21 protein-coding genes are annotated in these 23,400 nt (G+C 44.4%); 5 read left to right on the plus strand and 16 right to left on the minus strand.

Going from position 1 to position 23,400, the window contains the following annotated elements; all coding sequences use genetic code 11:
* Positions 1–455 precede the first annotated feature (455 nt).
* From ACED42_RS17430 to dusA, 7 genes are all read right to left on the minus strand, one after another.
* Complete coding sequence (locus tag ACED42_RS17430) at positions 456–1,232, minus strand: phosphoadenylyl-sulfate reductase (RefSeq protein ID WP_102250087.1); 777 nt, start codon at positions 1,230–1,232, stop codon at positions 456–458.
* Positions 1,225–2,952, minus strand: a complete 1,728-nt coding sequence (gene cysI / locus ACED42_RS17435; RefSeq protein WP_371703547.1) for an assimilatory sulfite reductase (NADPH) hemoprotein subunit — start codon at positions 2,950–2,952, stop codon at positions 1,225–1,227. Before cysI ends, ACED42_RS17430 begins: the two co-directional genes overlap by 8 nt.
* Entirely contained in the window at positions 2,952–4,817 is a 1,866-nt protein-coding gene (locus ACED42_RS17440; RefSeq protein ID WP_371703549.1) for an assimilatory sulfite reductase (NADPH) flavoprotein subunit, read from the minus strand. The genes cysI and ACED42_RS17440 overlap by 1 nt, the downstream gene beginning before the upstream one ends.
* Positions 4,818–4,940: 123 nt before the next feature.
* Positions 4,941–5,171 (minus strand): hypothetical protein, encoded by a 231-nt coding sequence (locus tag ACED42_RS17445; RefSeq protein ID WP_004735813.1) that lies wholly within the window; start codon positions 5,169–5,171, stop codon positions 4,941–4,943.
* A gap of 222 nt (positions 5,172–5,393) precedes the next feature.
* Positions 5,394–6,116 (minus strand): TIGR04219 family outer membrane beta-barrel protein, encoded by a 723-nt coding sequence (locus tag ACED42_RS17450; protein WP_081326142.1) that lies wholly within the window; start codon positions 6,114–6,116, stop codon positions 5,394–5,396.
* Positions 6,117–6,251: 135 nt separating this feature from the next.
* Positions 6,252–6,473 (minus strand): envelope stress response protein PspG, encoded by a 222-nt coding sequence (pspG, locus tag ACED42_RS17455; RefSeq protein WP_009847904.1) that lies wholly within the window; start codon positions 6,471–6,473, stop codon positions 6,252–6,254.
* A 239-nt stretch (positions 6,474–6,712) separates the two neighbouring features.
* Positions 6,713–7,693, minus strand: a complete 981-nt coding sequence (gene dusA, locus ACED42_RS17460; protein WP_371703551.1) for a tRNA dihydrouridine(20/20a) synthase DusA — start codon at positions 7,691–7,693, stop codon at positions 6,713–6,715.
* A gap of 316 nt (positions 7,694–8,009) precedes the next feature.
* Here dusA and zur point away from each other — a divergent pair, with 316 nt between their 5' ends.
* Positions 8,010–8,465, plus strand: coding sequence for a zinc uptake transcriptional repressor Zur (zur, locus tag ACED42_RS17465; protein WP_012603115.1), 456 nt, complete (start codon positions 8,010–8,012; stop codon positions 8,463–8,465).
* A 17-nt stretch (positions 8,466–8,482) separates the two neighbouring features.
* The gene (locus tag ACED42_RS17470; RefSeq protein ID WP_009847897.1) at positions 8,483–8,944 is read left to right on the plus strand and encodes a chemotaxis protein CheX; all 462 of its coding nucleotides are present in this window, start codon (positions 8,483–8,485) and stop codon (positions 8,942–8,944) included.
* 138 nt (positions 8,945–9,082) lie between these two features.
* On the opposite strand, the gene pgi is transcribed toward ACED42_RS17470, so the two are convergent.
* A complete protein-coding gene (gene pgi, locus ACED42_RS17475; RefSeq protein ID WP_371703553.1) occupies positions 9,083–10,735 on the minus strand; it encodes a glucose-6-phosphate isomerase in 1,653 nt (550 codons plus the stop codon).
* A 326-nt stretch (positions 10,736–11,061) separates the two neighbouring features.
* Between pgi and ACED42_RS17480 the strand changes: the two genes are divergently transcribed.
* Positions 11,062–11,481 carry a secondary thiamine-phosphate synthase enzyme YjbQ gene (locus ACED42_RS17480; protein WP_009847895.1) on the plus strand — a complete coding sequence of 140 codons (420 nt, stop codon included), beginning with the start codon at positions 11,062–11,064 and terminating at the stop codon, positions 11,479–11,481.
* A gap of 120 nt (positions 11,482–11,601) precedes the next feature.
* Here the strand turns inward: ACED42_RS17480 and ACED42_RS17485 are convergent, their stop codons facing one another.
* From ACED42_RS17485 to ACED42_RS17495, 3 genes are read right to left on the minus strand one after another with little or no spacing between them, the layout of a single operon-like run.
* Positions 11,602–12,807: a BamA/TamA family outer membrane protein gene (locus tag ACED42_RS17485; protein WP_371703559.1), complete on the minus strand. Its 1,206-nt coding sequence runs from the start codon at positions 12,805–12,807 to the stop codon at positions 11,602–11,604.
* Positions 12,808–12,857: 50 nt separating this feature from the next.
* Positions 12,858–13,943 carry an alanine racemase gene (alr, locus tag ACED42_RS17490; RefSeq protein ID WP_017097257.1) on the minus strand — a complete coding sequence of 362 codons (1,086 nt, stop codon included), beginning with the start codon at positions 13,941–13,943 and terminating at the stop codon, positions 12,858–12,860.
* A 6-nt stretch (positions 13,944–13,949) separates the two neighbouring features.
* The gene (locus tag ACED42_RS17495) at positions 13,950–15,341 is read right to left on the minus strand and encodes a replicative DNA helicase (protein ID WP_009847892.1); all 1,392 of its coding nucleotides are present in this window, start codon (positions 15,339–15,341) and stop codon (positions 13,950–13,952) included.
* A 175-nt stretch (positions 15,342–15,516) separates the two neighbouring features.
* On the opposite strand from ACED42_RS17495, the gene ACED42_RS17500 reads away from it, so the two are divergent.
* Complete coding sequence (locus ACED42_RS17500) at positions 15,517–16,398, plus strand: DUF481 domain-containing protein (RefSeq protein ID WP_371703555.1); 882 nt, start codon at positions 15,517–15,519, stop codon at positions 16,396–16,398.
* A gap of 200 nt (positions 16,399–16,598) precedes the next feature.
* Here ACED42_RS17500 and rplI read toward each other — a convergent pair whose 3' ends face one another.
* The 5 genes from rplI to rnr all read right to left on the minus strand — a co-directional run bounded on the left by rplI (position 16,599) and on the right by rnr (position 21,670).
* Positions 16,599–17,051, minus strand: coding sequence for a 50S ribosomal protein L9 (rplI, locus tag ACED42_RS17505; RefSeq protein ID WP_009847890.1), 453 nt, complete (start codon positions 17,049–17,051; stop codon positions 16,599–16,601).
* 38 nt (positions 17,052–17,089) lie between these two features.
* Positions 17,090–17,317, minus strand: a complete 228-nt coding sequence (gene rpsR / locus ACED42_RS17510) for a 30S ribosomal protein S18 (protein ID WP_000090472.1) — start codon at positions 17,315–17,317, stop codon at positions 17,090–17,092.
* 132 nt (positions 17,318–17,449) lie between these two features.
* A complete protein-coding gene (gene rpsF / locus ACED42_RS17515) occupies positions 17,450–17,863 on the minus strand; it encodes a 30S ribosomal protein S6 (protein ID WP_004735855.1) in 414 nt (137 codons plus the stop codon).
* Positions 17,864–18,221: 358 nt separating this feature from the next.
* A complete protein-coding gene (rlmB, locus tag ACED42_RS17520) occupies positions 18,222–18,962 on the minus strand; it encodes a 23S rRNA (guanosine(2251)-2'-O)-methyltransferase RlmB (protein WP_009847889.1) in 741 nt (246 codons plus the stop codon).
* Positions 18,963–19,168: 206 nt separating this feature from the next.
* On the minus strand, positions 19,169–21,670 hold the full coding sequence (gene rnr / locus ACED42_RS17525) for a ribonuclease R (RefSeq protein WP_017103356.1): 2,502 nt from the start codon (positions 21,668–21,670) through the stop codon (positions 19,169–19,171).
* A gap of 249 nt (positions 21,671–21,919) precedes the next feature.
* On the opposite strand from rnr, the gene ACED42_RS17530 reads away from it, so the two are divergent.
* Positions 21,920–23,329: an amidohydrolase gene (locus tag ACED42_RS17530; RefSeq protein ID WP_009847887.1), complete on the plus strand. Its 1,410-nt coding sequence runs from the start codon at positions 21,920–21,922 to the stop codon at positions 23,327–23,329.
* Positions 23,330–23,400 lie beyond the last annotated feature (71 nt).

A 23,400-nucleotide genomic window follows, 5' to 3' on the forward strand; every position in this document is an offset into this window, starting at 1 on the left:
ATATTCATCAACGAGTGCCCACACAGATTGATAGGTTTAAATTGTTAAAGAGCTTCTCTTCGTTGTGACTTACATCACTTCGGAAGAGGCGGCCATTCTAGCGTTTTAATTCTCAGTGTCAAACACTTTTGAAAATTAATTTCTACTTTCTAAAAGTAGAAGCGAATTATCGCTTAAAGCTAGTTGCCTTACTAACATTCTTCGCTGAAGCCTTGTGGCGTCTACCGTGTCAGTGAGGCGGCATTATAGAGATACTCCTCACATTGGCAAGTGTTTATTACCAAAAAGTGCAAAAATAACGGTTAGATGATGGATAAATACCCAAAGCCTTATTTATGCAAGTTTAACTACAAAGTACCTACATAATAACCACAGACTTATCCACAATCGCTTTAATTTTATCCCCTAGAAACTAAAAAAGCTGCCTTGAGGCAGCTTTTTAAATGGCAATGAGTCTAAATCCCAGAGCCATATTGCTCTCCATCGTCTTCATGGAGACCACATTCACGTTTTAGACCATTGAACCGGGTTTCTTCTTCAGTCATACCGGGTTCCCATTTCTTAGTCGTATGAGTATCTCCAACAGAAAGGTACCCCTGCTCACGAAGTGGGTGGTAACTAAGGCCATGCTCTTCCAAGTAATAGTGAACATCTTTATTTGTCCAATCTATTACTGGCAAGAACTTAAACACACCATTTTGGATAGATAAGATCGGCAAGTTTGCGCGCGATTGAGATTGCTCTCTTCGCAACCCTGAAAACCAAGTGCCAGCCTCTAGTTCATCCAGCGCTCTTCTCATCGGTTCAACTTTATTAAGTTTGTTGTACTTCTCTATCCCTTCTATACCTTGATCCCAAAGTTTGCCATATTGCGCTTCTTGCCAATTAGAGCTCTGTTGTGCGCGAAAGACTTGAAGGTTTAAAGTCAACTTCTGACTTAACTCATCTATAAAGCGATACGTTTCTGGGAATAGGTACCCGGTGTCTGTCAGAATAACTGGAATATCGGGTTTGGCTTGAGTCACTAAGTGCAGCATCAATGCTGCTTGGATTCCGAAACTAGAAGAGACCACATGTGTTCCTTCTAAGTTTTCTAGAGCCCACTTCACTCTTTCTAATGCAGTTAGCTGTTCTAACTCAGCATTAATTTGTCCAAGACGAAGTATCTGCTCCGTCTTAGTCAATGCGAGTAGCTCTGCTAACTTCAATTTTGAAGCGACAGAATTATGCATGCAGATCCCTCTTTGAAATGATCACCTCTTCGATGATGCCAGCTCGGATTGTAAAATCACCGAACCCTTCATTACCCGTTCGTTCCGTAGCCCAACGTCCCACCAGCGAATCAATCTCTTCTAAAATCTGAGCTGACGTGATGTTCTCTTTATACATCTTAGGAATACGAGTTCCGGCTTTGTTGCCACCTAAGTGCATGTTGTAACGCCCTGGAGCCTTGCCGACTAAACCCAGTTCAGCCAACATTGCACGACCACAGCCGTTTGGACAGCCTGTGATACGAAGGATGATATTATCTTCTTCTGGTAACCCGTGTTTCTTCAGAATGTCTTCAACATCCGTTACAAACTCAGGAAGAAAACGTTCGGCTTCTGCCATTGCTAACGGACATGTTGGGAATGCCACACACGCCATTGAGTTCTTGCGCTGTTCTGAAACCGCATCATCCATTAGACCGTATTGACGTGCCAGCTTTTCAATTTGTGCCTTTTGGCTCTTAGGTACACCTGCAACAATGAGATTTTGGTTCGCTGTCATGCGGAAATCACCTTTGTGGATCTTCGCTATTTCAGCAACACCTGTTTTCAGCGCTTTCCCTGGGAAATCAAGCAAACGACCATTTTCGATGAATAACGCTAAGTGGTGCTTACCATCAATGCCTTCCGCCCAACCGATACGATCGCCACGGCCAGTAAACTCATAAGGACGACTTTCAGAAAACTCAACGCCTGCACGTTTTTCTACTTCTGCTTTGAATACATCAATACCAACACGGTCTAGTGTGTATTTGGTTTTTGCGTTCTTACGGTTCGAACGGTTACCCCAATCACGCTGAGTCGTTACCACCGCAGCTGCTACATCTAACGTTTTCTCTAATGGCACAAAACCAAAGTCGTCAGCTTTACGTGCATAAGTAGAAGTATCGCCGTGCGTCATTGCAAGACCACCGCCCACTAATACGTTAAAGCCCACCAGCTTTCCGTCTTTAGCAATCGCGATAAAGTTAAGATCGTTAGCATGAACATCTACGTCATTTTGCGGAGGAATTACAACCGTCGTCTTGAACTTACGCGGTAAGTAATTACTACCTAAGATAGGTTCTTCATCTGTTGTTGCGAGCTTTTCACCATCTAACCAGATCTCAGCATAAGCACGTGTCTTAGGTAATAGGTGTTCACTGATCTTTTTCGCCCACTCATAAGCTTCTTGGTGCAGCTCGGACTCAACCGGGTTTGTGGTACACAAAACATTTCGGTTTACGTCACCCGCAGTAGCGATTGAATCAATACCAATACTGTTTAGTGTTTGGTGCATTAACTTAATGTTCGGCTTCAACACACCATGGAACTGGAAAGTTTGACGAGTTGTAAGACGGATAGAACCATAAGAGGTGCTTTCATCTGCGAATTTATCAATCGCTAACCACTGCTTAGGAGTGATGATGCCGCCTGGCATACGCGCACGAAGCATTACGTTATGTAAAGGTTCTAGCTTTTGCTTGGTACGTTCATTACGAATATCACGGTCATCTTGTTGATACATACCGTGGAAACGGATCAGTTGAAAGTTATCTGCGGCAAAACCACCAGTGATACGATCTTGAAGATCTTGTTCAATCGTACCGCGAAGGTTTTTACTTTCACGCTTCAGACGTTCATTGTCAGCCAAAGGTCCCAGTACTTGACCTAGCACTTCTTGCTCTATTACTTGCTTGCTCATTAGTACACATCCCTTTGGTAACGTTTCGCTTTACGTAAATCATTAATATATTGTTCAGCTTGTTCGCGGCTCTGATTGCCATGTTTTTCCGCTATCGTAACTAACGCTTCATGGACATCTTTTGCCATTCGAGTTGCATCGCCACATACATAGAGGTACGCGCCCTCTTGAAGCCATTGCCAAACCTGCTCTGCCTGCTCAATTAATCGGTCTTGAACATAAACCTTTTCTTTTTGATCACGACTAAACGCAACATCAAGCTTGGTTAATGCACCAGATTTAAGATACCTCTGCCATTCAACTTGATATAAGAAATCTTGAGTAAAGGTACGGTCACCAAAGAACAACCAGCTTTTACCTTCAGCGTCATTGTTTTCACGCTCTTGAACAAAACTACGGAAAGGTGCGATACCTGTACCCGGGCCAACCATGATGATTGGTGTGTTGTCGTCTTGCGGCAGTTTGAAGTTATTGTTGTTCTCTACAAACACCTTCACTTCACCACCTTCTTCAAGGCGTTGAGCTAAGAAACTTGAAGCGCCACCCAGACGAGATTCATCGCCCTTTTGGTATTCAACAAGACCAACCGTCAAGTGAACTTCTTCATCTACTTCTGCTTGGCTTGACGCAATAGAGTAGAGACGTGGAGTTAACTTACGTAGTAGGCCAATCAATTCATCAGCCGATAGCTTAGTTTTCTTCTCAGCTAAAACATCGACAACTTGAGTATTACCCGCGTATTCACGAAGCTTGTCTTTATCTTCCACCAGCTTGATTAACTTCTTGCTGCCCGAAAGCTCAGCAAACTTAGTCACAAGCTGAGGGTTTGAAGAGGTAATCTCAAATTTGCTGACAAGTGCGCTATGCACAGACAAGTTGTCACCATCGACATCGACACTTTCGATACCAGACAGCCCAACCTTAGAAAGAATCTGATTTGCGAGTTCGGAACTGTTTTCAAACCATACGCCTAGCGCATCACCCGGTTGGTAAGTAATACCCGACTCATCAAGATCAATCTCGATATGACGAACATCTTTGCCCGAATCACGACCGGTGATCTTTTGGCTCGTTAATAGTGTCGCTGTGTATGGATTTTGTTTGGTGTATTGCGAATGACCGGCAGCCGCTTGACCGACGGGCAACTGAACTACATCGGCTTCAGTGCCTGTCGATAGCGTCTCTTTTACTTGCTCTAATGCTTTAGCGCGCCACTGCGTTGCTGACTCTTCGTAATCAACATCACAATCAAGACGGTCGACAAACGATTTAGCACCAAGCTTAGCGAGGAAGTTATCGAAGTCTTTAGCCGTTTGGCAGAAGAACTCATAGCTTGAGTCACCTAAACCGATGACACCGTATTGTAGGTTTGATAATTTTGGCGCTTTCTTCGATTGAAGGAATTCATGCAACTCAATAGCGTTATCAGGGGCTTCGCCCTCACCATTGGTTGAAGCTACAAAAATGACGTGTGTCTCTTTGGCTAGGTTCTTACCTTTATAATCACTAGCATCGAAAAGCTCGACAGCAATCCCTAATGCTTTCGCTTCTGCCTCAAGCGATTCGGCGACACCTTTCGCATTACCGGTTTGGGATGCGAAGATAATGCTGAGCTTACCCGCAGGTTTTGCGGCTACTGCAGCGGCTGCTTGAGCGATTGGCGCGGCGGCACCCACAGGCTGAGTTTGGCTCACACCCCAAAGGTAACCACTGACCCATGCCAGTTGTTGAGAAGATAATTCAGAAACAGTTTGCTGAAGATGACCCAATTGTTGGTCATTAAGTGGTGCTGCTAGCCCAGGTAACTCATTAGCCCCAGACTGTGCATTATTATTTTGTGAAGACTCTTTCTTATTTAAAGACATGGTCACGACATCCCTAATCATTGCGTGACGATAGATTAACCACTCCTTTTAATAACAAGAAAGAATAGAAAAGTATGTTTTATAACTTTTTGGAAGTAAAAACCGATTGAAACGTCAATTGAGTTACTGGTTTTCAATACGCACTTGTTGAAAGCCAACCGCCATTGCCGACTTAGATGCTAGGTCTAAATCCGCGTAATGACACTCTTCACCATGAACATCAGTAAGCAAAACAAAGCCGCCTCCCATATGGCGAAACTCCACAACCCAAGACCCCTCTTGAATTGAGGGCTCTATGATCGCTTCAACCAACAGATTTTCTCGATATAAATTTCGTAATTCATTGAGTGTCATATTCCATCCCTTGCTTTGACCTCACAACATAGACCTTATAAGAATAGACGCTAATTAGGTCTCTGTATTAAGGATGGTCGAAAGTGATGAATGTGCTAACTAATTCCAGAAAAGTATATACCCAAGTAACTTCAAGATGCTTGGGTATAACCAATAGATATAAAAAAACGCCACTTAATAAAGTGACGTTCTTAAATTTCGTTCTAGATTCGTTTTAATTGCCTAAAAGCGTACTTCTACGCCAGCAAACCAACCATCAACCATAACAAACGATTTAGGTGGCCCTGGCTTTGGGTCATCCAAAGGATCAGGTTCTTTGTCCGTCTCAAGAGGTTTATTCAACTCTGAAGAGAAAAATTTGTCCGAATCAAGGTCGATCACACGATAGCCACCACGAAGTGCTATTTCAGTATCTGCCACTGGAATACGGTACTGAACACCCGCCATCAAATCGGTACTCTTAATACCGTTGCTATCACCAAATTCCATCGTACCAATGATATCAAGGTGAGTATTAGGGACATTGATTTCTGCGTTACCGTAGAAGCTCCAAGTAAACTCATCAAAACTTGTCGTTTTCGAACTGTACGGATCTTTGTAATGTGAGTTTGCATACTGAGTAAATGTCACACCCGCATCGAAGTTCATCAACTTGTGATCCAACATTGTGTAGTAGAACGTGTAGTCATACTTATCAAACGCTAACAATGTTGTATCAACAGTAGAGTAGCGGAAACTCGCATTTGGTAGCTTAGGGGCATTATGCTCAAATGCGAAATACAACGAAGGTGAGTTTGAGTCACTCGACCTAGCTTCATTCAGCTTTGTACTTCCCCACCACATATCAGCACCGATCTTAGTCGTGTAAGAAAACTCTTCTTCAGCGGACACAGCCGAGCTTAAAGAAAGCATTCCCACTAAAGCAATTAATGGCATTTTATTCATTTGAGATAGCTCCAATTCCATATCGTTGTGCTAATTGTATGCACATTCATAGATTATTGGGGAAAATTCTACCACACATCTTAAATTCTAAAACGATAAACCGCTGACGAGTAAAGATTTGACGACACGATGACCTTAATAACGTCTTTGGTTAGAGCTGTGTACATAGTTTTTGAAAAACCACACACCCACTGCAATCACGATCAGCCAAGGCAGCAGTTTAAACACAACCCCCATCATACCTAAGACCAGCATGACCGCTAACGCGATTCCGGTTGCCGCTAGTACCGTCATAAACGTAATACCAGTAACGAGTAAAGTTGCGACGAAAATAAGAACAAAGATTAATTCAAACATAATGGTCTCCCTAATGAGTTCATGACCTATCTTTCCTACTTTCTAACATTGCAGCTTCCATACCAAGTTAGCCACAGTAATAAACCATTGATTTACCAGGCAAATAAAAAGCCACACATCTTCATGCGTGGCTTTTCGGAAACTCACAATGGTAAATTTAGCCTCTAATGGCGAATTTAGCCTTGTTCTTTAAGCTTTTAACTTTTAGTTCTTGGCTTTTGCTTTAACCTTGAGGGTATCTATACGTTTAGCTCTTTAGGGATCTTAGCTAATGCCGTCTGAATCACCTCAATGCCCGCGCCTTTCTTATGTGCATTCTCACTGATGTAACGACGCCATTGTCTTGCGCCCGGCATACTTTGGAACAAACCAAGCATATGACGAGAGATATGACCAAGGCTCGCTCCATTCGAAAGCTGACGCTCAATGTACGGGTACATCTCTTCAACCACTTGTGAACGCTTCTTGATTGGCGTGTCTAAACCGAAGATCTGCTGATCAACTTCAGCCAAGATAAACGGGCTATGGTATGCCTCACGACCGATCATCACACCATCAAGGTGCTGCAAGTGCTCTTTAGTTTGTTCTAATGTAGTGATGCCACCATTTACCGCAATCACTAGATCAGAGAAGTCTTTCTTGATTTGGTACGCACGATCGTAATCTAGCGGTGGGATCTCACGGTTCTCTTTCGGGCTAAGGCCACTCAACCACGCTTTACGCGCATGGATAGTAAATTGCTCACAACCGCCCTTTTCAGAAACAGTAGAAACAAACTTAGTCAGAAACTCGTAAGAATCTTGGTCGTCGATACCAATACGCGTTTTTACCGTAATTGGAATATCCGTGACTTCTTTCATCGCTGACACACAATCTGCCACCAGTTCAGGCTCAGCCATTAAGCAAGCACCAAAGCGACCATTCTGAACTCGGTCTGAAGGGCAACCTACATTGAGGTTCACTTCATCATAGCCACGCTCACCAGCAAGCTTGGCACAAGCCGCCAAATCAACCGGGTTTGAACCACCAAGTTGAAGTGCTAATGGGTGTTCTTGCTCGTTATATTCTAGAAAGTCGCCCTTGCCATGTAAGATCGCACCAGTTGTGACCATTTCCGTGTACAGAAGCGTCTGCTGAGAGAGCAAACGGTGAAAGTAACGACAGTGGCGGTCAGTCCAATCCAACATTGGAGCGACAGACAACTTACATGAATGAGTCATGGCAAAGTAACCTAGTAGCGAATCAAAAAAATATGCTGGAATACCCAGCAAAAGCAAGACCGACTATTGTAAATGCTATGACTTATTTGTGCTATATGAACTTTACAGCACATTTTTTATATAAACTCATTCACCAGATCTCTAATTCAGCTTGATTAATCAGTTATGCCTTGAGTCACACTGTCGTTTTGAGTTACCTTGTCTTATTCAAAGTCGTAGGTCACAATACGCTCTGTACCTGACTTTAATAAAATCAATGTCTCCTCAAACAAGGTTACCTAGCAATAGGGGCTGAATGGGGATGTTTGATTGAACGGTGAAAAATTTGGACCACACATTAATAGAGCAAGTTGAAGGGATATGCGTATCGCGAGGTGTTAGGCTAACACCCCAAAGAAAGCGAGTGTTTGAGCTTATCCTATCTAATAAAAAAGCCTCCAGTGCTTATGAATTATTAGAGCAATTGAAAGTCAGTGAACCGCAAGCCAAGCCTCCTACAGTTTATCGCGCTTTGGATTTTTTGTTAGAGCAAGGGTTCATTCACCGAGTTGAGTCAACGAATAGCTTTATATGCTGCTGCTCTTGCAATGCCAACACGCATTTTTCCCAATTACTGATCTGCGATAAATGTGGCACTGTGATAGAATTACAAGACGATGCGCTTGTCGCCCTACTCGCGAGTAACGCCGAGCAGCATGGATTCAAGTTGACCAACCATGTCATTGAATCACATGGCATTTGCCAAACTTGCTCCTCCGAAATGAAAGAATAAGATTATAGAAGAACATTATGCGCGCTGAATTTGTAAACCCGTTTTTAGCTTCTTTGATGAACGTACTAAAAACGATGGCATCTCTAGAATTAAAGCCTCAGAAACCAAGAGTGAAGAAAGATGAAATCGCTCGTGGTGATGTGTCCGGCCTAATTGGTATGGTTGGTACACAGTCTCGTGGCTCAATGTCGATCACCTTTGATGAAGGGCTTGCTCTAGAAATCATGGAAAACATGCTAGGTGAACGACCAAACGGTTTGAACGAAGAAGTGACCGACATGGTGGGTGAAATCACTAACATGGTAACCGGTGGCGCAAAGCGTATTCTTGCAGAAAGCGGCTTTGACTTCGATATGGCAACGCCAATCGTGGTTTCAGGTAAAGGCCATACTATTCGTCACAAGTGTGAAGGCGCAATCATCATCATGCCTTTCTCATCTCAGTGGGGTAATGCTTTCATCGAGATCTGTTTCGAATAGAGACAATCGAGTAAATAAAAAGCGAAAGGCTGACGTACATACGTCAGCCTTTTTTATTGCCGTAAAATCAACGGACATAAAAAACGCCAACCGAAAGGTTGGCGTTTACAGTTATTACTTGGTGTTACTTAAACAGTCTTAAGCTTTCAGCGCTTTAAATGCGTTGATTAGACCGTTAGTAGAGCTGTCGTGAGACGTTACTTGAGCATCGTCTGCAAGCTCTGGAAGAATTTGGTTTGCTAGCTGCTTACCAAGTTCTACGCCCCATTGGTCGAAGCTGAAGATGTTCCAGATAACACCTTGAACGAAGATCTTGTGCTCGTACATCGCGATTAGGTTACCTAAAGAGCGAGGGTTGATTTGCTTAACAAGAATAGAGTTCGTTGGGCGGTTACCTTCAAATACTTTGAAAGGTACTAGCTCAGCAACTTCTTCAGCTGTTTTGCCTGCTGCTAGGAATTCAGCTTCTACTGTCTCTTTTGTCTTACCGAAAGCTAGCGCTTCAGTTTGAGCAAAGAAGTTAGACATTAGCTTCTGGTGGTGATCAGATGCTGGGTTGTGGCTGATAGCCGGAGCAATAAAGTCTGATGGGATCAGCTTAGTGCCTTGGTGAATCAGTTGGTAGAACGCGTGCTGACCGTTTGTACCAGGTTCACCCCAGATGATAGGGCCTGTTTGGTATTCTACTGGGTTACCTTCACGGTCAACGAATTTACCGTTAGATTCCATGTTACCTTGCTGGAAGTAAGCAGCAAAACGGTGCATGTATTGATCGTAAGGTAGGATTGCTTCTGACTCAGCGCCGTGGAAGTTGTTGTACCAAACACCAATTAACGCAAGGATCACTGGAATGTTGCTTTCAAATTCCGTTGAAGCAAAGTGGTTATCCATCTCATGTGCGCCATCGAGTAGCTCAGCGAAGTTATCGAAGCCGATAGATAGTGAGATAGAAAGACCGATCGCTGACCATAGTGAGTAACGACCGCCTACCCAATCCCAGAATTCGAACATGTTGTCAGTATCAATACCAAACTCAGCAACTGAAGCCGCGTTTGTTGATAGTGCTGCGAAGTGCTTAGCAACGTGTGCTGAGTCGCCCGCTTCAGCCAAGAACCAATCACGCGCAGAGTGTGCGTTCGTCATTGTTTCTTGAGTGGTAAATGTCTTAGATGCCACTAGGAACAGTGTTGTTTCTGGGTTAAGAGGCTTAAGTGTCTCAACGATGTGAGTGCCGTCTACGTTAGAAACAAAGTGCATGTTTAGGCGAGTTTTGTATGGCGTAAGTGCTTCAGTTACCATGTATGGACCAAGGTCTGAACCGCCGATACCGATGTTAACTACATCAGTGATCTCTTTACCTGTGTAACCTTTCCACTCACCAGAAACGATACGGTGTGTGAACAGTTCCATTTTTGCTAATACTGCATTCACTGCTGGCATTACGTCTTTGCCATCAACCATTACTGGCTTGTCGCTACGGTTACGTAACGCAGTGTGAAGAACTGAACGACCTTCAGTCTTGTTGATTGCATCACCGCCGAACATTGCTTCGATTGCAGACTTAACTTCAGTCTCGTTCGCAAGAGCAAATAGGTGCTGCATCGTTTCAGCGTCGATAAGGTTCTTAGAGTAATCCACTAAGATGTCTGAACCGAAACGAGTAGAAAAGCTCTCGAAACGCTTTGCATCTTGAGCAAATAGCTCTTTCATATTCATATCTTGAGCAGACTCAAAATGTGCAGTTAGAGCTTTCCACGCTTGTGTTTGCGTTGGGTTGATATTTTTCAACATGGTATCTATCCCGATGTTACTGTAGGTTTTATTCTAGACGTCACCAAAGTGATGAATAGAACCCCCGATTAGGCGAAAGTTTATATTTTTCTATGATGACCAAATCGCATCACCACTGAAAGATTCTTTGTAATTTTTTTTCACGACGTATTATGCCGCATATGAAGAGCGGTACCTTGAGATAAATCAGAATTAGATTTCCTGATAGCAGAATCGGTACTGACTCTAGCGCTCACATCATTAAATGTGAGCGAAAGCTGATAAATTCAAGTTCAAAAGATAGCGTTAAACCACTTTTTTTCCAAATACATTATAGAGGATGGCGTATGTGGATTCAGAAGACGATACACCTACACGCACAAAAACGTGGATTTCATCTCATCACTGATGAAATTGAACAACAGATATCCGATATCCATTCACTGTCTGTTGGTTTATTACATCTATTCATTCAGCATACTTCTGCTAGCCTTACGCTAAATGAGAACGCAGACCCGACCGTCCGCACCGATATGGAATCACACTTTAATAAGTTTGTGCCCGAACGAGCCCCCTACTACAAGCACACCTACGAAGGTGATGATGATATGCCCGCTCACATTAAAGCATCGACACTAGGCACCAGTGTGACAATTCCGATTACCAATGGTCGTTTAGCTTTGGGGACATGGCAGGGCATTTACTTAGGTGAACACCGAGATTGTGGTGGAAGCCGTACCGTTATTGCGACCATTCAAGGTGAGTAACGTTAAGTCATCAACAGTGAAATACCGCTTAACAAACATAATGGTAGAAAACAAAAAAGGGTGACACAGTTATGTGTCACCCTTTAAAAATATAAGAGAGTCGAGTTGGTAAAACCAGAATTAGAAAGGCTGGTTTATCATAACCCTAAAGGTCCCTTCATCACCGCCTCGCGCTAATTCAGCACGTACAACAATGCCTTCGACCTGGAAACGAACTGCGCCGCCTAGGCTCCATTTCATGTCTGTGTGCAGTGTTTTGATATCGTACTCATCAGCAACACGCCCGACTTCAGCAAACGCCACCCACTGCCACCAAGGTAAATCGTAGTAGTTAATCAGTGGGATATCGCCCAGTGGTTGCCAATCAGGAAGCACTCGATATTCCGCAGAGTAGTGAATAGCAGAACGACCGTGGTAACGGCCTCCGGTATAACCTCTTAAGCGATATAAGCCACCGAGTCGAGCTTGTTCTGTTTCGGGTGGACGAGCACAATCTTGCCCTGAACAGTTGCCCCACGTAGGTGTGTCAGCGGTATAGACATCAAATGCCACGACTTGTTGGTCGAACAAGTTCCCCAAAGGACCCAATGCAAAATACTGACTGTTTTGGAATGTCCACTTCAGCCATAAGTCATCGTTAGACCAACTTTCAGCGCCGGTAGTAAACTCAAGATTGGTATGAGACCCCTTGGTTGGGTTGCGTGTGCTATCACGGTTATCCCAATCAAACGCCAAACTAAAACCTGTCGCCTGTTCGCTATTGTTTAAGCCTTCTAGCTCACGAGCCGTATAGAAAGGCGTAAAGACAATCGAACTGACACCAGACTCTAATGGGGAAGCAAAGCTCACATCTTTGATAGGTTGGAAAGCCCCTAGCAAGCCATGCTCTGCAACATTGCCCCAAGGCAGCAGATACTTAAACTCAACCTGATAGTTTTCTTCTAAGCCGTCGGCAATGGTTTTATCATCAATGGATGAATCGTTATCGCCTTGAGAGCCAATGTAATACGGGTTTTCGTTAAAGAGAGCTTGGTACATCTGAGTACTGAACAACACGTTCTCAGACAGTGCGAAGTTAAAGGCTGATAAGAAACCGACGTAGCTGTCTTTATCTGAATAAAGCGCCATGCCAAACAGAGCAGCTTGAGGTTGCCAAACACCCTTTGCGACACCAGCAACCCCGAAGGTATTACCCATGGTTTCAGTACTAAAATAGAAAGGAACAAAGGCTGAATCTTTTTCTTCACTCACAACGGGAGAAGACAAGCTGACACCAAGTAATGCCATTGCAGACATTAACCAGTGTCGAGTCGTTCGTATGAACATCATTTACTTATAGGATCCATAGTTACTTCGCATTAGTTACTTCACATTAGCTACTTCACATACTCCATCGCAACACGCGAAGTCAGCTTAGTGACCAGCTCGTAAGCGATAGTGCCAATATGTTCTGCGACTTCTTCTGAAGGTAAATCTTTACCCCATAATGTTGCTTCATCACCGACTTTATCTGCCGCATCAGGGCCAAGGTCAACCGTTAGCATGTCCATTGATACACGTCCGGCGATCGGTACTTTTCGGCCGTTAACGAACACTGGAGTGCCGTTAGGAGCAGTGCGAGGATAACCATCACCATAACCTATCGCGATCACGCCAACCTTGGTATCTCGCTCACTGGTCCAGTTACCGCCATAACCCACACTTTCACCCGCTTTAACATCACGAACGGCTATCAGGTGCGAGGTCAAAGTCATTACAGGATAAAAGCCGAGGTCTTGCGCTGATTTATCAGCAAAAGGAGAAACACCGTAAGAGATAATTCCCGGGCGAACCCAGTCAAGGTGGCTGTCTGGCCAAGCTAATAGACCCGCAGAAGCAGCAAGTGAACGCTCACCTTCACAACCGTCGGTGAGCGATAAGAAAAGCTCGGTCTGTTCAACGGTGGTTGCTCTATCAAGTTCATCAGCACAACCGAAGTGGCTCATGTAGCGCAGAGGTTTAGCGACATTCGCACATTGATGTAAGCGCTCAACAAAGTTTTGGTATTGCTCAGGACGAGCACCTAGGCGATGCATACCACTGTCGACTTTTAGCCAAACCACAACAGGTGTTTCCAACTCTGCATTCTCTAGCGCGCTTAATTGCTCTTCGCAATGCACTACTGTTTGGATGTTATTGGTCACTAAGATTGGCAAATCGCCCGAAGAATAAAACCCTTCTAGCAACAAAATAGGTTTAACAATGCCACCAGCACGAAGCTGTAATGCTTCTTCAATACGCGCCACACCAAAAGCATCAGAGCTTTTTGAATGCTTGGCAATATGCAGTAAGCCATGTCCGTAGCCATTGGCTTTCACAACAGACATTACCTTGCAATGAGGAGCCTTCGACTTTATCTGGTTCAGGTTATGTTCAAGCGCGTTTAAGTCAATACTCGCCGTCGCTGCTTTCATGTAAGTCATTAGTGATTACTCATCATCAAATGCAGGACCTGCATAGTTATCAAATCGGGAGTGTTGACCTTGGAACGTAAGACGAACCGAACCGATCGGACCGTTACGTTGCTTACCAAGGATGATTTCAGCGATGCCTTTCAATGAACTATCTGGGTTATAAACCTCATCGCGATAGATAAACATGATTAAGTCGGCATCTTGCTCGATCGAACCTGATTCACGCAAATCCGAGTTAACTGGGCGCTTGTCAGCACGTTGCTCTAGGGAACGGTTAAGCTGAGAAAGTGCCACAACTGGTACGTTGAGCTCTTTTGCTAGTGCTTTCAATGAGCGAGAAATCTCGGCGATCTCTAGAGTACGGTTATCAGATAACGAAGGTACACGCATTAATTGAAGGTAATCTATCATGATCATAGAGATACCATCATGCTCACGAGCAATTCGTCGAGCTCGAGAACGTACTTCTGTTGGCGTTAGACCCGAGCTGTCATCGATATACATATTCTTCTTATCCATCAGAATACCCATACTCGACGAGATACGAGCCCAATCTTCATCGTCTAACTGACCGGTACGAATCTTGGTTTGGTCTACGCGAGAAAGTGATGCAAGCATACGCATCATCAGCTGTTCAGCTGGCATCTCTAGCGAGAAGATTAACACTGGCTTGTCTTGCTTCATCGCTGCGTTTTCACATAGGTTCATCGCAAACGTGGTTTTACCCATCGATGGACGCGCAGCAACAATGATTAAGTCAGAACCCTGAAGGCCTGCTGTCTTCTTATTGAGGTCGTTAAAGCCAGTATCGACACCAGTCACACCATCTTGTGGCGATTTATATAAGATTTCGATACGTTCTAGCGTCTTCTCTAGAATGCTATCAACGTTTTGTGGACCTTCATTTTCACTTGCTCGGCCTTCGGCAATCGCGAAAACTTTACTCTCAGCAAGATCAACAAGTTCTTCCGATGTACGACCTTGAGGGTCATAACCAGAATCCGCAATTTCATTTGCCACACCAATCAGGCTACGCACCAATGCACGTTGTGCCACGATATCTGCATAGGCATTGATGTTTGCCGCACTTGGCGTATTTTTCGCTAGGTCAGCAAGGTAAGCAAAGCCACCCACTTCTTCAAGTTGCTCACGCAGCTCTAAATGTTCAGAGAGTGTAATAAGATCCAGAGGAGAGCTTTCTTCAAGGATATCCTTTACCGCTTCAAAGATCAGACGGTGAGGACGGCTATAAAAGTCTTTGGCCACAACCTTTTCGGCCACCGTATCCCAGCGTTCGTTATCCAATAACAAACCGCCAATAACAGATTGCTCAGCTTCTAATGAATGTGGCGGGACCTTGATGGCGTCCACCTGATCGTTGGCTGATTTCTGACTTTTGGTATCCACTATGACTACACTCAATAACTAATAATGATCGTTCATTATACCCAAGAACATCCGTTTGTAATCCGATCCTATGAGTTTGTTTTATTCTTCAGCAAGAATTTACCTATTGCTGACGGAATTAACCAAAGGTAGCATTACGATCCTTCCATTCATTCACTGTATAACTGAGGTATGCGTGTCCAAATTATTGGCTCTGAACACTGGTCTTCTAAGCATCGGTCTCCTGAGCACTCCGTCGGCCTTAGCGGATGATGCTAAAGCCTCTGTTGATGCAATCCTCGACTCGATAGTGGTACCAGAACCTGCTGCTGAGCCGATCGTCGTTGCACCGACACCTGAAAAAGATATGGATATCGCACCGAGTGATTCGAGTGACACAGAACTGCCGAACCCACTGAATACTGAAGTCGAATTTGGATATCAGTCGCATACTGGTAATTCTGATTCTCGATCGCTGAATGCACGCCTGAACGGTGAGTACACGGCTGGCCGTCATAGAACCAGTGGCGAATGGAAATACTACAATCTCTACAAAGATGGCGAAGAAGATAAAAGGCAATCGACATATTCTGCTCAGAGTGACTACAAGTTAAGTCCGAAAACCTACCTCTATGGCAGCTTTAAAGGGGTCGATTCACGATACAGTGCTTATTTTAAGGACTACACCGTTTCTAGCGGTCTAGGTTATCAGTTTTCGAATACAGAAGAGTTTGTGTTGGAGGTCGAAGTGGGCCCGGGTTTTCGTTACCAAGAACCGAACCTTGATGAAATAGACGATGATGACATCATCTTCCCAGAGATCGTTGAAGAAGCGATTTTCCGTGGCAATGTAAATACATCATGGCAGGTATTGAAAAATTTGAAGCTCAAAGCCGATGTGACGTTGGTGTCTGGCCACAGCAACCTAAAATTTGATACTGAACTAGAAGCCATCAACGATATTACCGACAATATCGCACTAAAAATTGCTCACTCTCGACAGTACCACGACAAGGTACCTGAAGGGTTGAACAAAGAAGATTCCGTACTGTCTGTAAATCTACTTTTTCAATTCTAAATTTGAGAGCGGGTATAACGGTGTATCGATAAAGAACACCCTCGTTTTTTACTAAGTAAGCCCCTCCTCTCTAGTGCTTTCTACTCCTGCAATAGTCGCTGTTCCAAAAAGCTTAAAACTCATATTGTAGACATAAAAAAACACCAGCCGAAGCTGGTGTTTAAAACTTTCAAAAGAAAGAATTCGTCTTGGTACTGAAATTACTCAGCTGCAACGATAGCGATTTTCGCAGTAGCAAAAACTTCAGAGTGAAGTTGGATGCTTACTTCGAATTCGCCGATGTTACGTAGAGCGCCTTCAGGTAGGCGTACTTCGCTCTTAGCTACTGCAACACCTGCCGCTGTAATAGCGTCAGCGATGTCACGAGTACCGATAGAACCGAATAGTTTACCTTCGTCACCAGCTTTAGAAGCGATTGTAACGCCTTCTAGAGTGTTAACGCTCTCAGCGCGAGCTTCTGAAGCAGCTAGTTGCTCAGCAACTTTAGCTTCTAGTTCTGCACGACGAGTTTCGAACATAGCAACGTTGTCTTTAGTTGCCATAACTGCTTTACCCTGTGGGATAAGGAAGTTACGAGCGTAACCAGATTTAACGTTTACTTGGTCGCCAAGGCCACCTAGGTTACCGATCTTATCAAGTAGAATAACTTGCATTATCTTAGTCCTCTTAAACTATTATTAACTATTACCGATTACTGATGCTTGTCAGTGTACGGTAGTAGTGCTAGGTAACGAGAACGCTTGATAGCGCGAGCTAGCTGACGTTGGTATTTAGCACTTGTACCAGTGATACGGCTAGGTACAATTTTACCAGCTTCAGTGATGTAGTTTTTTAGAGTTGCTACGTCTTTGTAGTCAATCTCTTGTACGCCTTCTGCAGTAAAACGGCAGAATTTACGACGACGGAAGAAACGAGCCATGGGCTATCTCCTGATCTAAATTTAATAATGCGGTACTCACACGAACTTATAAATAAGTCTAAGCAAATGCTTGTAGTGAGAATACCTAAACGAGTTGAATAAAATTTAATGACCTAAAAGGCCAAAAAAGAATTACTCAGCAGCAGCTTCTGGCTTAGCTTCTTCTTCACGACGTGGTGCACGTTCTTCACGGTCATCACGACGAGGAGCACGCTCTGCACGCTCTTCTTTTTGCTTAAGCATGATAGATTGCTCAGTCACAGCGCCTTTAGTGCGCATGATCATGTTACGTAGAACTGCATCGTTAAAACGGAAAGCAGTTTCTAGCTCGTCCATCACTTCTTGGCCAGCTTCAACGTTCATAAGAACGTAGTGAGCTTTGTGAAGTTTGTTGATTGGGTAAGCCATTTGACGGCGGCCCCAGTCTTCTAGACGGTGGATAGTACCACCAGCTTCAGTGATTGAACCAGTGTAACGCTCGATCATGCCAGCAACTTGCTCGCTTTGATCAGGGTGAACCATGAATACGATTTCATAATGACGCATTTGGTTGCTCCTTACGGATTATTAGCTTCCACGAAAGGCTCGGTCGTCCAAGGGAAGCAAGGAACTAAAGAAAAATGACCGAGTTTTAAGGACGGCAAATATTATAGAAAGAACCCGGTATTGGCAAGCGGTATTTGGCTAATAATGAAACAGTTTTTCTTTCGCCATCTAGCCATCTGATAAACCAATGAGTTCTGCTACTGCAGCCTAAAAAGAAACGCTCACCAACAAGAGGCGAGCGTTAATAAATTCATAGACTTAAAGTCGTTTAACTCTTTATATAGCAAGTACCTCTAAACAACATAGAGGCACACAACTAAACCAAGCGTGACTGAGTCAAATGTTGCTGAACCTAGGTTTACTGAGCTAAACGCTGGCGTACCGCTTCGAACAGACAGATGCCCGATGCCACTGAAACGTTCAGGCTCGACACGCTACCAGCCATTGGGATCTTAATCAGATCATCACAGGTTTCACGCGTTAGACGACGCATACCGTCACCTTCAGCACCCATAACCACAGCAAGAGGGCCTGTTAACTTCGCTTGGTAGATATCATGCGTTGCTTCACCTGCGGTACCCACAAACCATACACCCTGCTCTTGCAGAGCACGCATTGTACGAGCGAGATTGGTTACACGTACTAGAGGAACGGTTTCAGCCGCACCACACGCTACCTTGCTTACCGTTGCCGTTAGCGGCGAAGAGCGGTCTTTCGGTACGATAACAGCAGCAACACCCGCGGCATCCGCATTACGCAGACAAGCACCTAGGTTGTGAGGGTCTGTTACGCCGTCTAGAACCAACAGCAGAGGCTGTTCGTGCTGCGCTAGGATATCGTCTAGGTGAGTTTCATTAAGCTGCTTAGCAGGCTTCACCTTAGCAATAAGACCTTGGTGATTCGCACCTTGTGCTTTTTCATCAAGCGGCTTACGACCCATTTGTTGAATCGATACGCCAAATTGCTGCAATTGATTCAGTAATGGAAGCAGGCGATCGTCTTGACGCCCTTTCAGTACATACGCTTCAATAAAGCGCGCTGGATCTTTTTCTAGTACGGCTTTCACCGCGTGAATACCGTAAATAAATTCGTTACTCATTGTCTCTGGTTACTCTTATTGCTCAGAGATGAATGAGACATCAAACCCGATGCACCCACCCCTGTGTTGTTTATTTCGAGAGTATGCGTCTTGCGCCTGATACTCTCGCATTAAAGTCTTTTCGCGTTAAAGCCATGTCACATTAAACTAGCGCTGTGCTAAACCTAATTAGCAAAGCGCCTTATTAAGCTTAAGACTTATTAACCTTAAGACTTATCAGCCTTTGGCTTACGACTTGCGGTACGCTTTTTCTTAGCTCGAGCTTTAGCAGCACCAGTTTTATTCGCTGGCTTTTTCTTCTTAGCTGAACTTTCGCTACTTCCATCAGGTCGCTTAGTTGGTTCAACTAAAGGCGTTGCAGGTACACCCGGCTTATTGCTCTTCACCGCTGAACGCTTCTTGCTTTTCGCCTTTTTCATCGCTTCAGCAGCACGCTTCTTGGCTGTTTTACCTTTACCACGCGGCTGACGATCGGTGTCTTCTAAATCAAAGTCGATTTGACGAGTTTCTAAGTTAACCGCAGAAACCTTCACTTTAACCGAATCACCCAAGCGGTAGATATTACCTGAGCTTTCACCAACCAGACGCTGACCAACAGCATCAAATTGGTAGTAGTCATTCGCTAGCGCAGAAATATGTACCAGACCATCGATGTGCAGTTCCGTTAGACGCACAAAGAAACCGAAGCCAGTCACGTTGGCAATCACGCCATCCATCACTTCGCCAACATGGTCTTGCATGTACTCACACTTCAGCCAGTCGTTCACTTCACGCGTAGCATCATCAGCACGACGCTCAGTCATTGAACACTGTTCGCCGTAGAAGTCCATATCATCGAAAGTGTAGTGGTAACCACCGGTTGGCGTCCAACGCTCGCTGTTACGACCTTCTTCTTTCGCAATAAGGTACTTAATCGCACGGTGCAATAGCAAATCTGGGTAACGACGAATTGGCGAGGTAAAGTGAGCATAGCGTTTAAGAGCTAGACCAAAGTGACCCGCGTTATCCGCGTTGTATACCGCTTGCTTCATTGAGCGCAGCAGCATAGTTTGGATTAATTCACGATCTTCACGTTCGTTAATCTGCTGCATCAGTTGTGCATAATCTACCGGAGAGGGCGACAGGCCACCTTCCAGCGTTAAACCTAGTTCACTTAAGAAACTCTTGAAGCCCATTAAGCGCTCTTCACCCGGAGTATCGTGAACACGGTATAGAGCAGGCTCTTTCGCTTTTTCTACGTAAGATGCCGATGCGATATTCGCAAGAATCATACATTCTTCGATGATCTTGTGTGCATCGTTACGGATTACTGGCTCAATACGGTCAATCTTACGATCCGCATTGAAGATAAACTTAGTTTCTACCGTTTCAAATTCAATCGCACCACGTTCGTCACGCGTTTTCTTAAGCACCTTATACATCTTATGAAGCTCTTCAAGATGTGGTACTTCTGGTTCGTAACGTTCACGTAACTCTTCATTGCCATCTAAGATCGCGCCTACTTTGTTATAAGTAAGACGAGCATGAGAATTCATGACTGCTTCATAGTGCTTGTAGCCTGACAGTTTACCTTTGTCTGAGATAGTCATCTCACACACCATACACAAACGGTCGACTTGAGGGTTCAATGAACACAAACCATTTGAAAGGACTTCTGGCAGCATTGGGACAACTTGTGACGGGAAGTATACCGAGTTACCACGGTTAATTGCTTCTTTGTCTAGCGCTGTCTCTGGGCGAACGTAGTAACTTACGTCAGCAATCGCTACCCATAGGCGCCAGCCGCCGCCTTTCTTCGCTTCACAGTAAACCGCATCATCGAAGTCACGCGCATCTTCACCATCGATAGTCACCAATGGCAATTTGCGTAGATCAACACGTCCTTCTTTTGCTTCTTCAGGAACATGCTCACCGAGGTTTACGATTTGCTTATCTACGGCTTCAGGCCACTCTTGCGGGATCTGGTGAGTACGGATCGCGATCTGCGTTTCCATACCCGGAGCCATATTCTCACCAAGAACTTCGGTCACTTTACCCATCATGTTACGAGAACGACCACCACGGTCCGTAATTTCAATCACAACCACATTACCCATTCGAGCACCGCCTTTATGCTCAGTTGGGATCTGGATGTCGTGACTGATACGCGAATCATCAGCAACCACATAAGAATGGCCGTACTCTAGGAAGAAGCGACCAACAAGTGGCGTTTTACGCTCTTCAAGCACACGAACCAAACGGCCTTCACGACGGCCACGCTTACTGTTGTCAGTAGGCTGAACCAATACGTAATCACCGTGCATGATAGTTTTCATCTGATGATGCGGCAGCACGATATCATTGTCTTTACCCACACTGCCGTCTGGGCGTACCCAACCATGACCGTCTTTATGACCAATCACAAAGCCTTTGATCAGTTCCATCTTCTCAGGCAATGCGTAACACTGACGACGGGTAAAGATAAGCTGTCCATCACGTTCCATTGCACGTAAACGACGACGCAGCCCTTCATATTGTTCCTCTCCAGCCAAACCCAAAGCTTCGAATAGATCGTTGCGGTTCATAGGAATATTCGCGTCTGTTAGAAACGAAATAATGAACTCACGGCTTGGTACTGGGTTTTCGTAATTTTTCGACTCTCGGTCGGCAAAAGGATCAACAGTGGTTGTCGCTGTCGTGTTTTCTGACATTGGTGTGTTTTTTGACATAGGCGGGCCTGCTTAAGCAAGGAAGGTATATTACCCCTAGTATATCTGATGCTAGAGGTAAGCTACAGATATGCTTTGGAAAAGCCTAAAATAACCTAAGATTGATACATATCTTCACTTTGTGAAACATCACTTCATAGACGCGGACTATCATCAAAATTTCAAGCAAACGATAAAACAAACGTTTGCGCCATGAATGAAATACACTATTATCCACACACTTTAACAACACCTGTTCTGAGTATTGATATGAAACTAAAACGCACCCTATTGGCTTCAGCGATGGCAAGCCTAGCTCTATTTCCATTTGCGAGTTCAGCAATGGAAAAAGCTGACCTGATGATAACCGATGCCATGGTTCTAACCATGAACCAAGAAAAAACGGTTTACGAGAGCGGCACTGTTGTGGTCAAAGACAACAAAATCATTGCGGTTGGCGATGCTTCACTAGAGAAGCAGTACCAAGCTAAACAAGTGCTAGACGTTGATGGCGATATCGTAATGCCAGGTCTCATCAATACTCATACTCACGTATCCATGACGGTTTTCCGTTCGTTGGCCGATGATGTACCTGATCGCTTACACCGCTACATCTTCCCACTTGAAGCTAAGTTAGTATCTCGCGATATGGTTCGTATAGGCGCTAACCTTGGTAACGTTGAAATGGTAAAAGGTGGCGTAACTACTTACGCTGATATGTACTACTTTGAAGACGAAGTCGCTAAAACTGTTGATAAAATTGGTATGCGCGCAGTATTAGGCGAAACAGTAATCAAATTCCCAGTGGCTGATGCAGCAAACGCGGAAGAAGGTATTAAATACGCATTGAACTTCATTGAAGAATATAAAGATCACCCGCGTATTACGCCTGCATTTGCTCCTCACGCCCCTTACACAAACACAACAGAAGTCCTTCAAAAAGTAGCAAAGCTTTCTCTAGAGCTTGATGTTCCAGTAATGATTCACTTAGCTGAATCTCATCGTGAAGAAGAAAAAATTGCAAAACGAGCTGAAGGTTTATCTCCGGTTCAATACATGGACAGCATTGGTGCACTAAACAAAAACTTAGTTGGCGCACACATGATCCTAGTAGACGATCATGATATCGAGCTAGTGAAAAAATCAGATATGGGCGTGGCTCACAACATGAGTGCCAACATCAAGTCAGCAAAAGGCGTGTCACCTGCGCTTAAGATGTATGACGAAAATGTACGTATCGGTTTAGGTACTGATGGCCCAATGTCTGGTAACACATTGAGCACCATTGATGAGTTCAACCAAGTCGCTAAGGTTCACAAATTGGTGAATAAAGATCGTGCTGCAATGCCGCCGATCAAAGTGATCGACATGGCAACAATGGGCGCAGCAAAAGCACTACACATGGAAGATAAGATCGGCTCTCTTGAAGCAGGCAAGCTAGCCGATATCATAGTGATCGACACCAAGGCTCCAAACATGGTTCCTGTGTACAACCCATACTCTGCATTAGTTTACTCAGCTAACTCGGGGAACGTTCGTCACACCATCGTTGATGGCAAGATCATCATGCAAGATCGCGACATGCTAACGGTCGATGAAGATCAAATTCGCCAAGAAGCACTCGATTTCACCAAAGTCGTTCGTAAGACGGTAATTGAATCTGGTGAAGTTGTTCAGTAACGTCATCGAATGAAATAAACGGCTTTCCGTTCAGATCAAAAAAGGCCTCATAGGTATTTACCTATGAGGCC

Origin of the sequence: Vibrio sp. FF145 (genome assembly GCF_041439075.1) — a bacterium.
Taxonomy (GTDB): Bacteria; Pseudomonadota; Gammaproteobacteria; order Enterobacterales; family Vibrionaceae; genus Vibrio; species Vibrio tasmaniensis_A.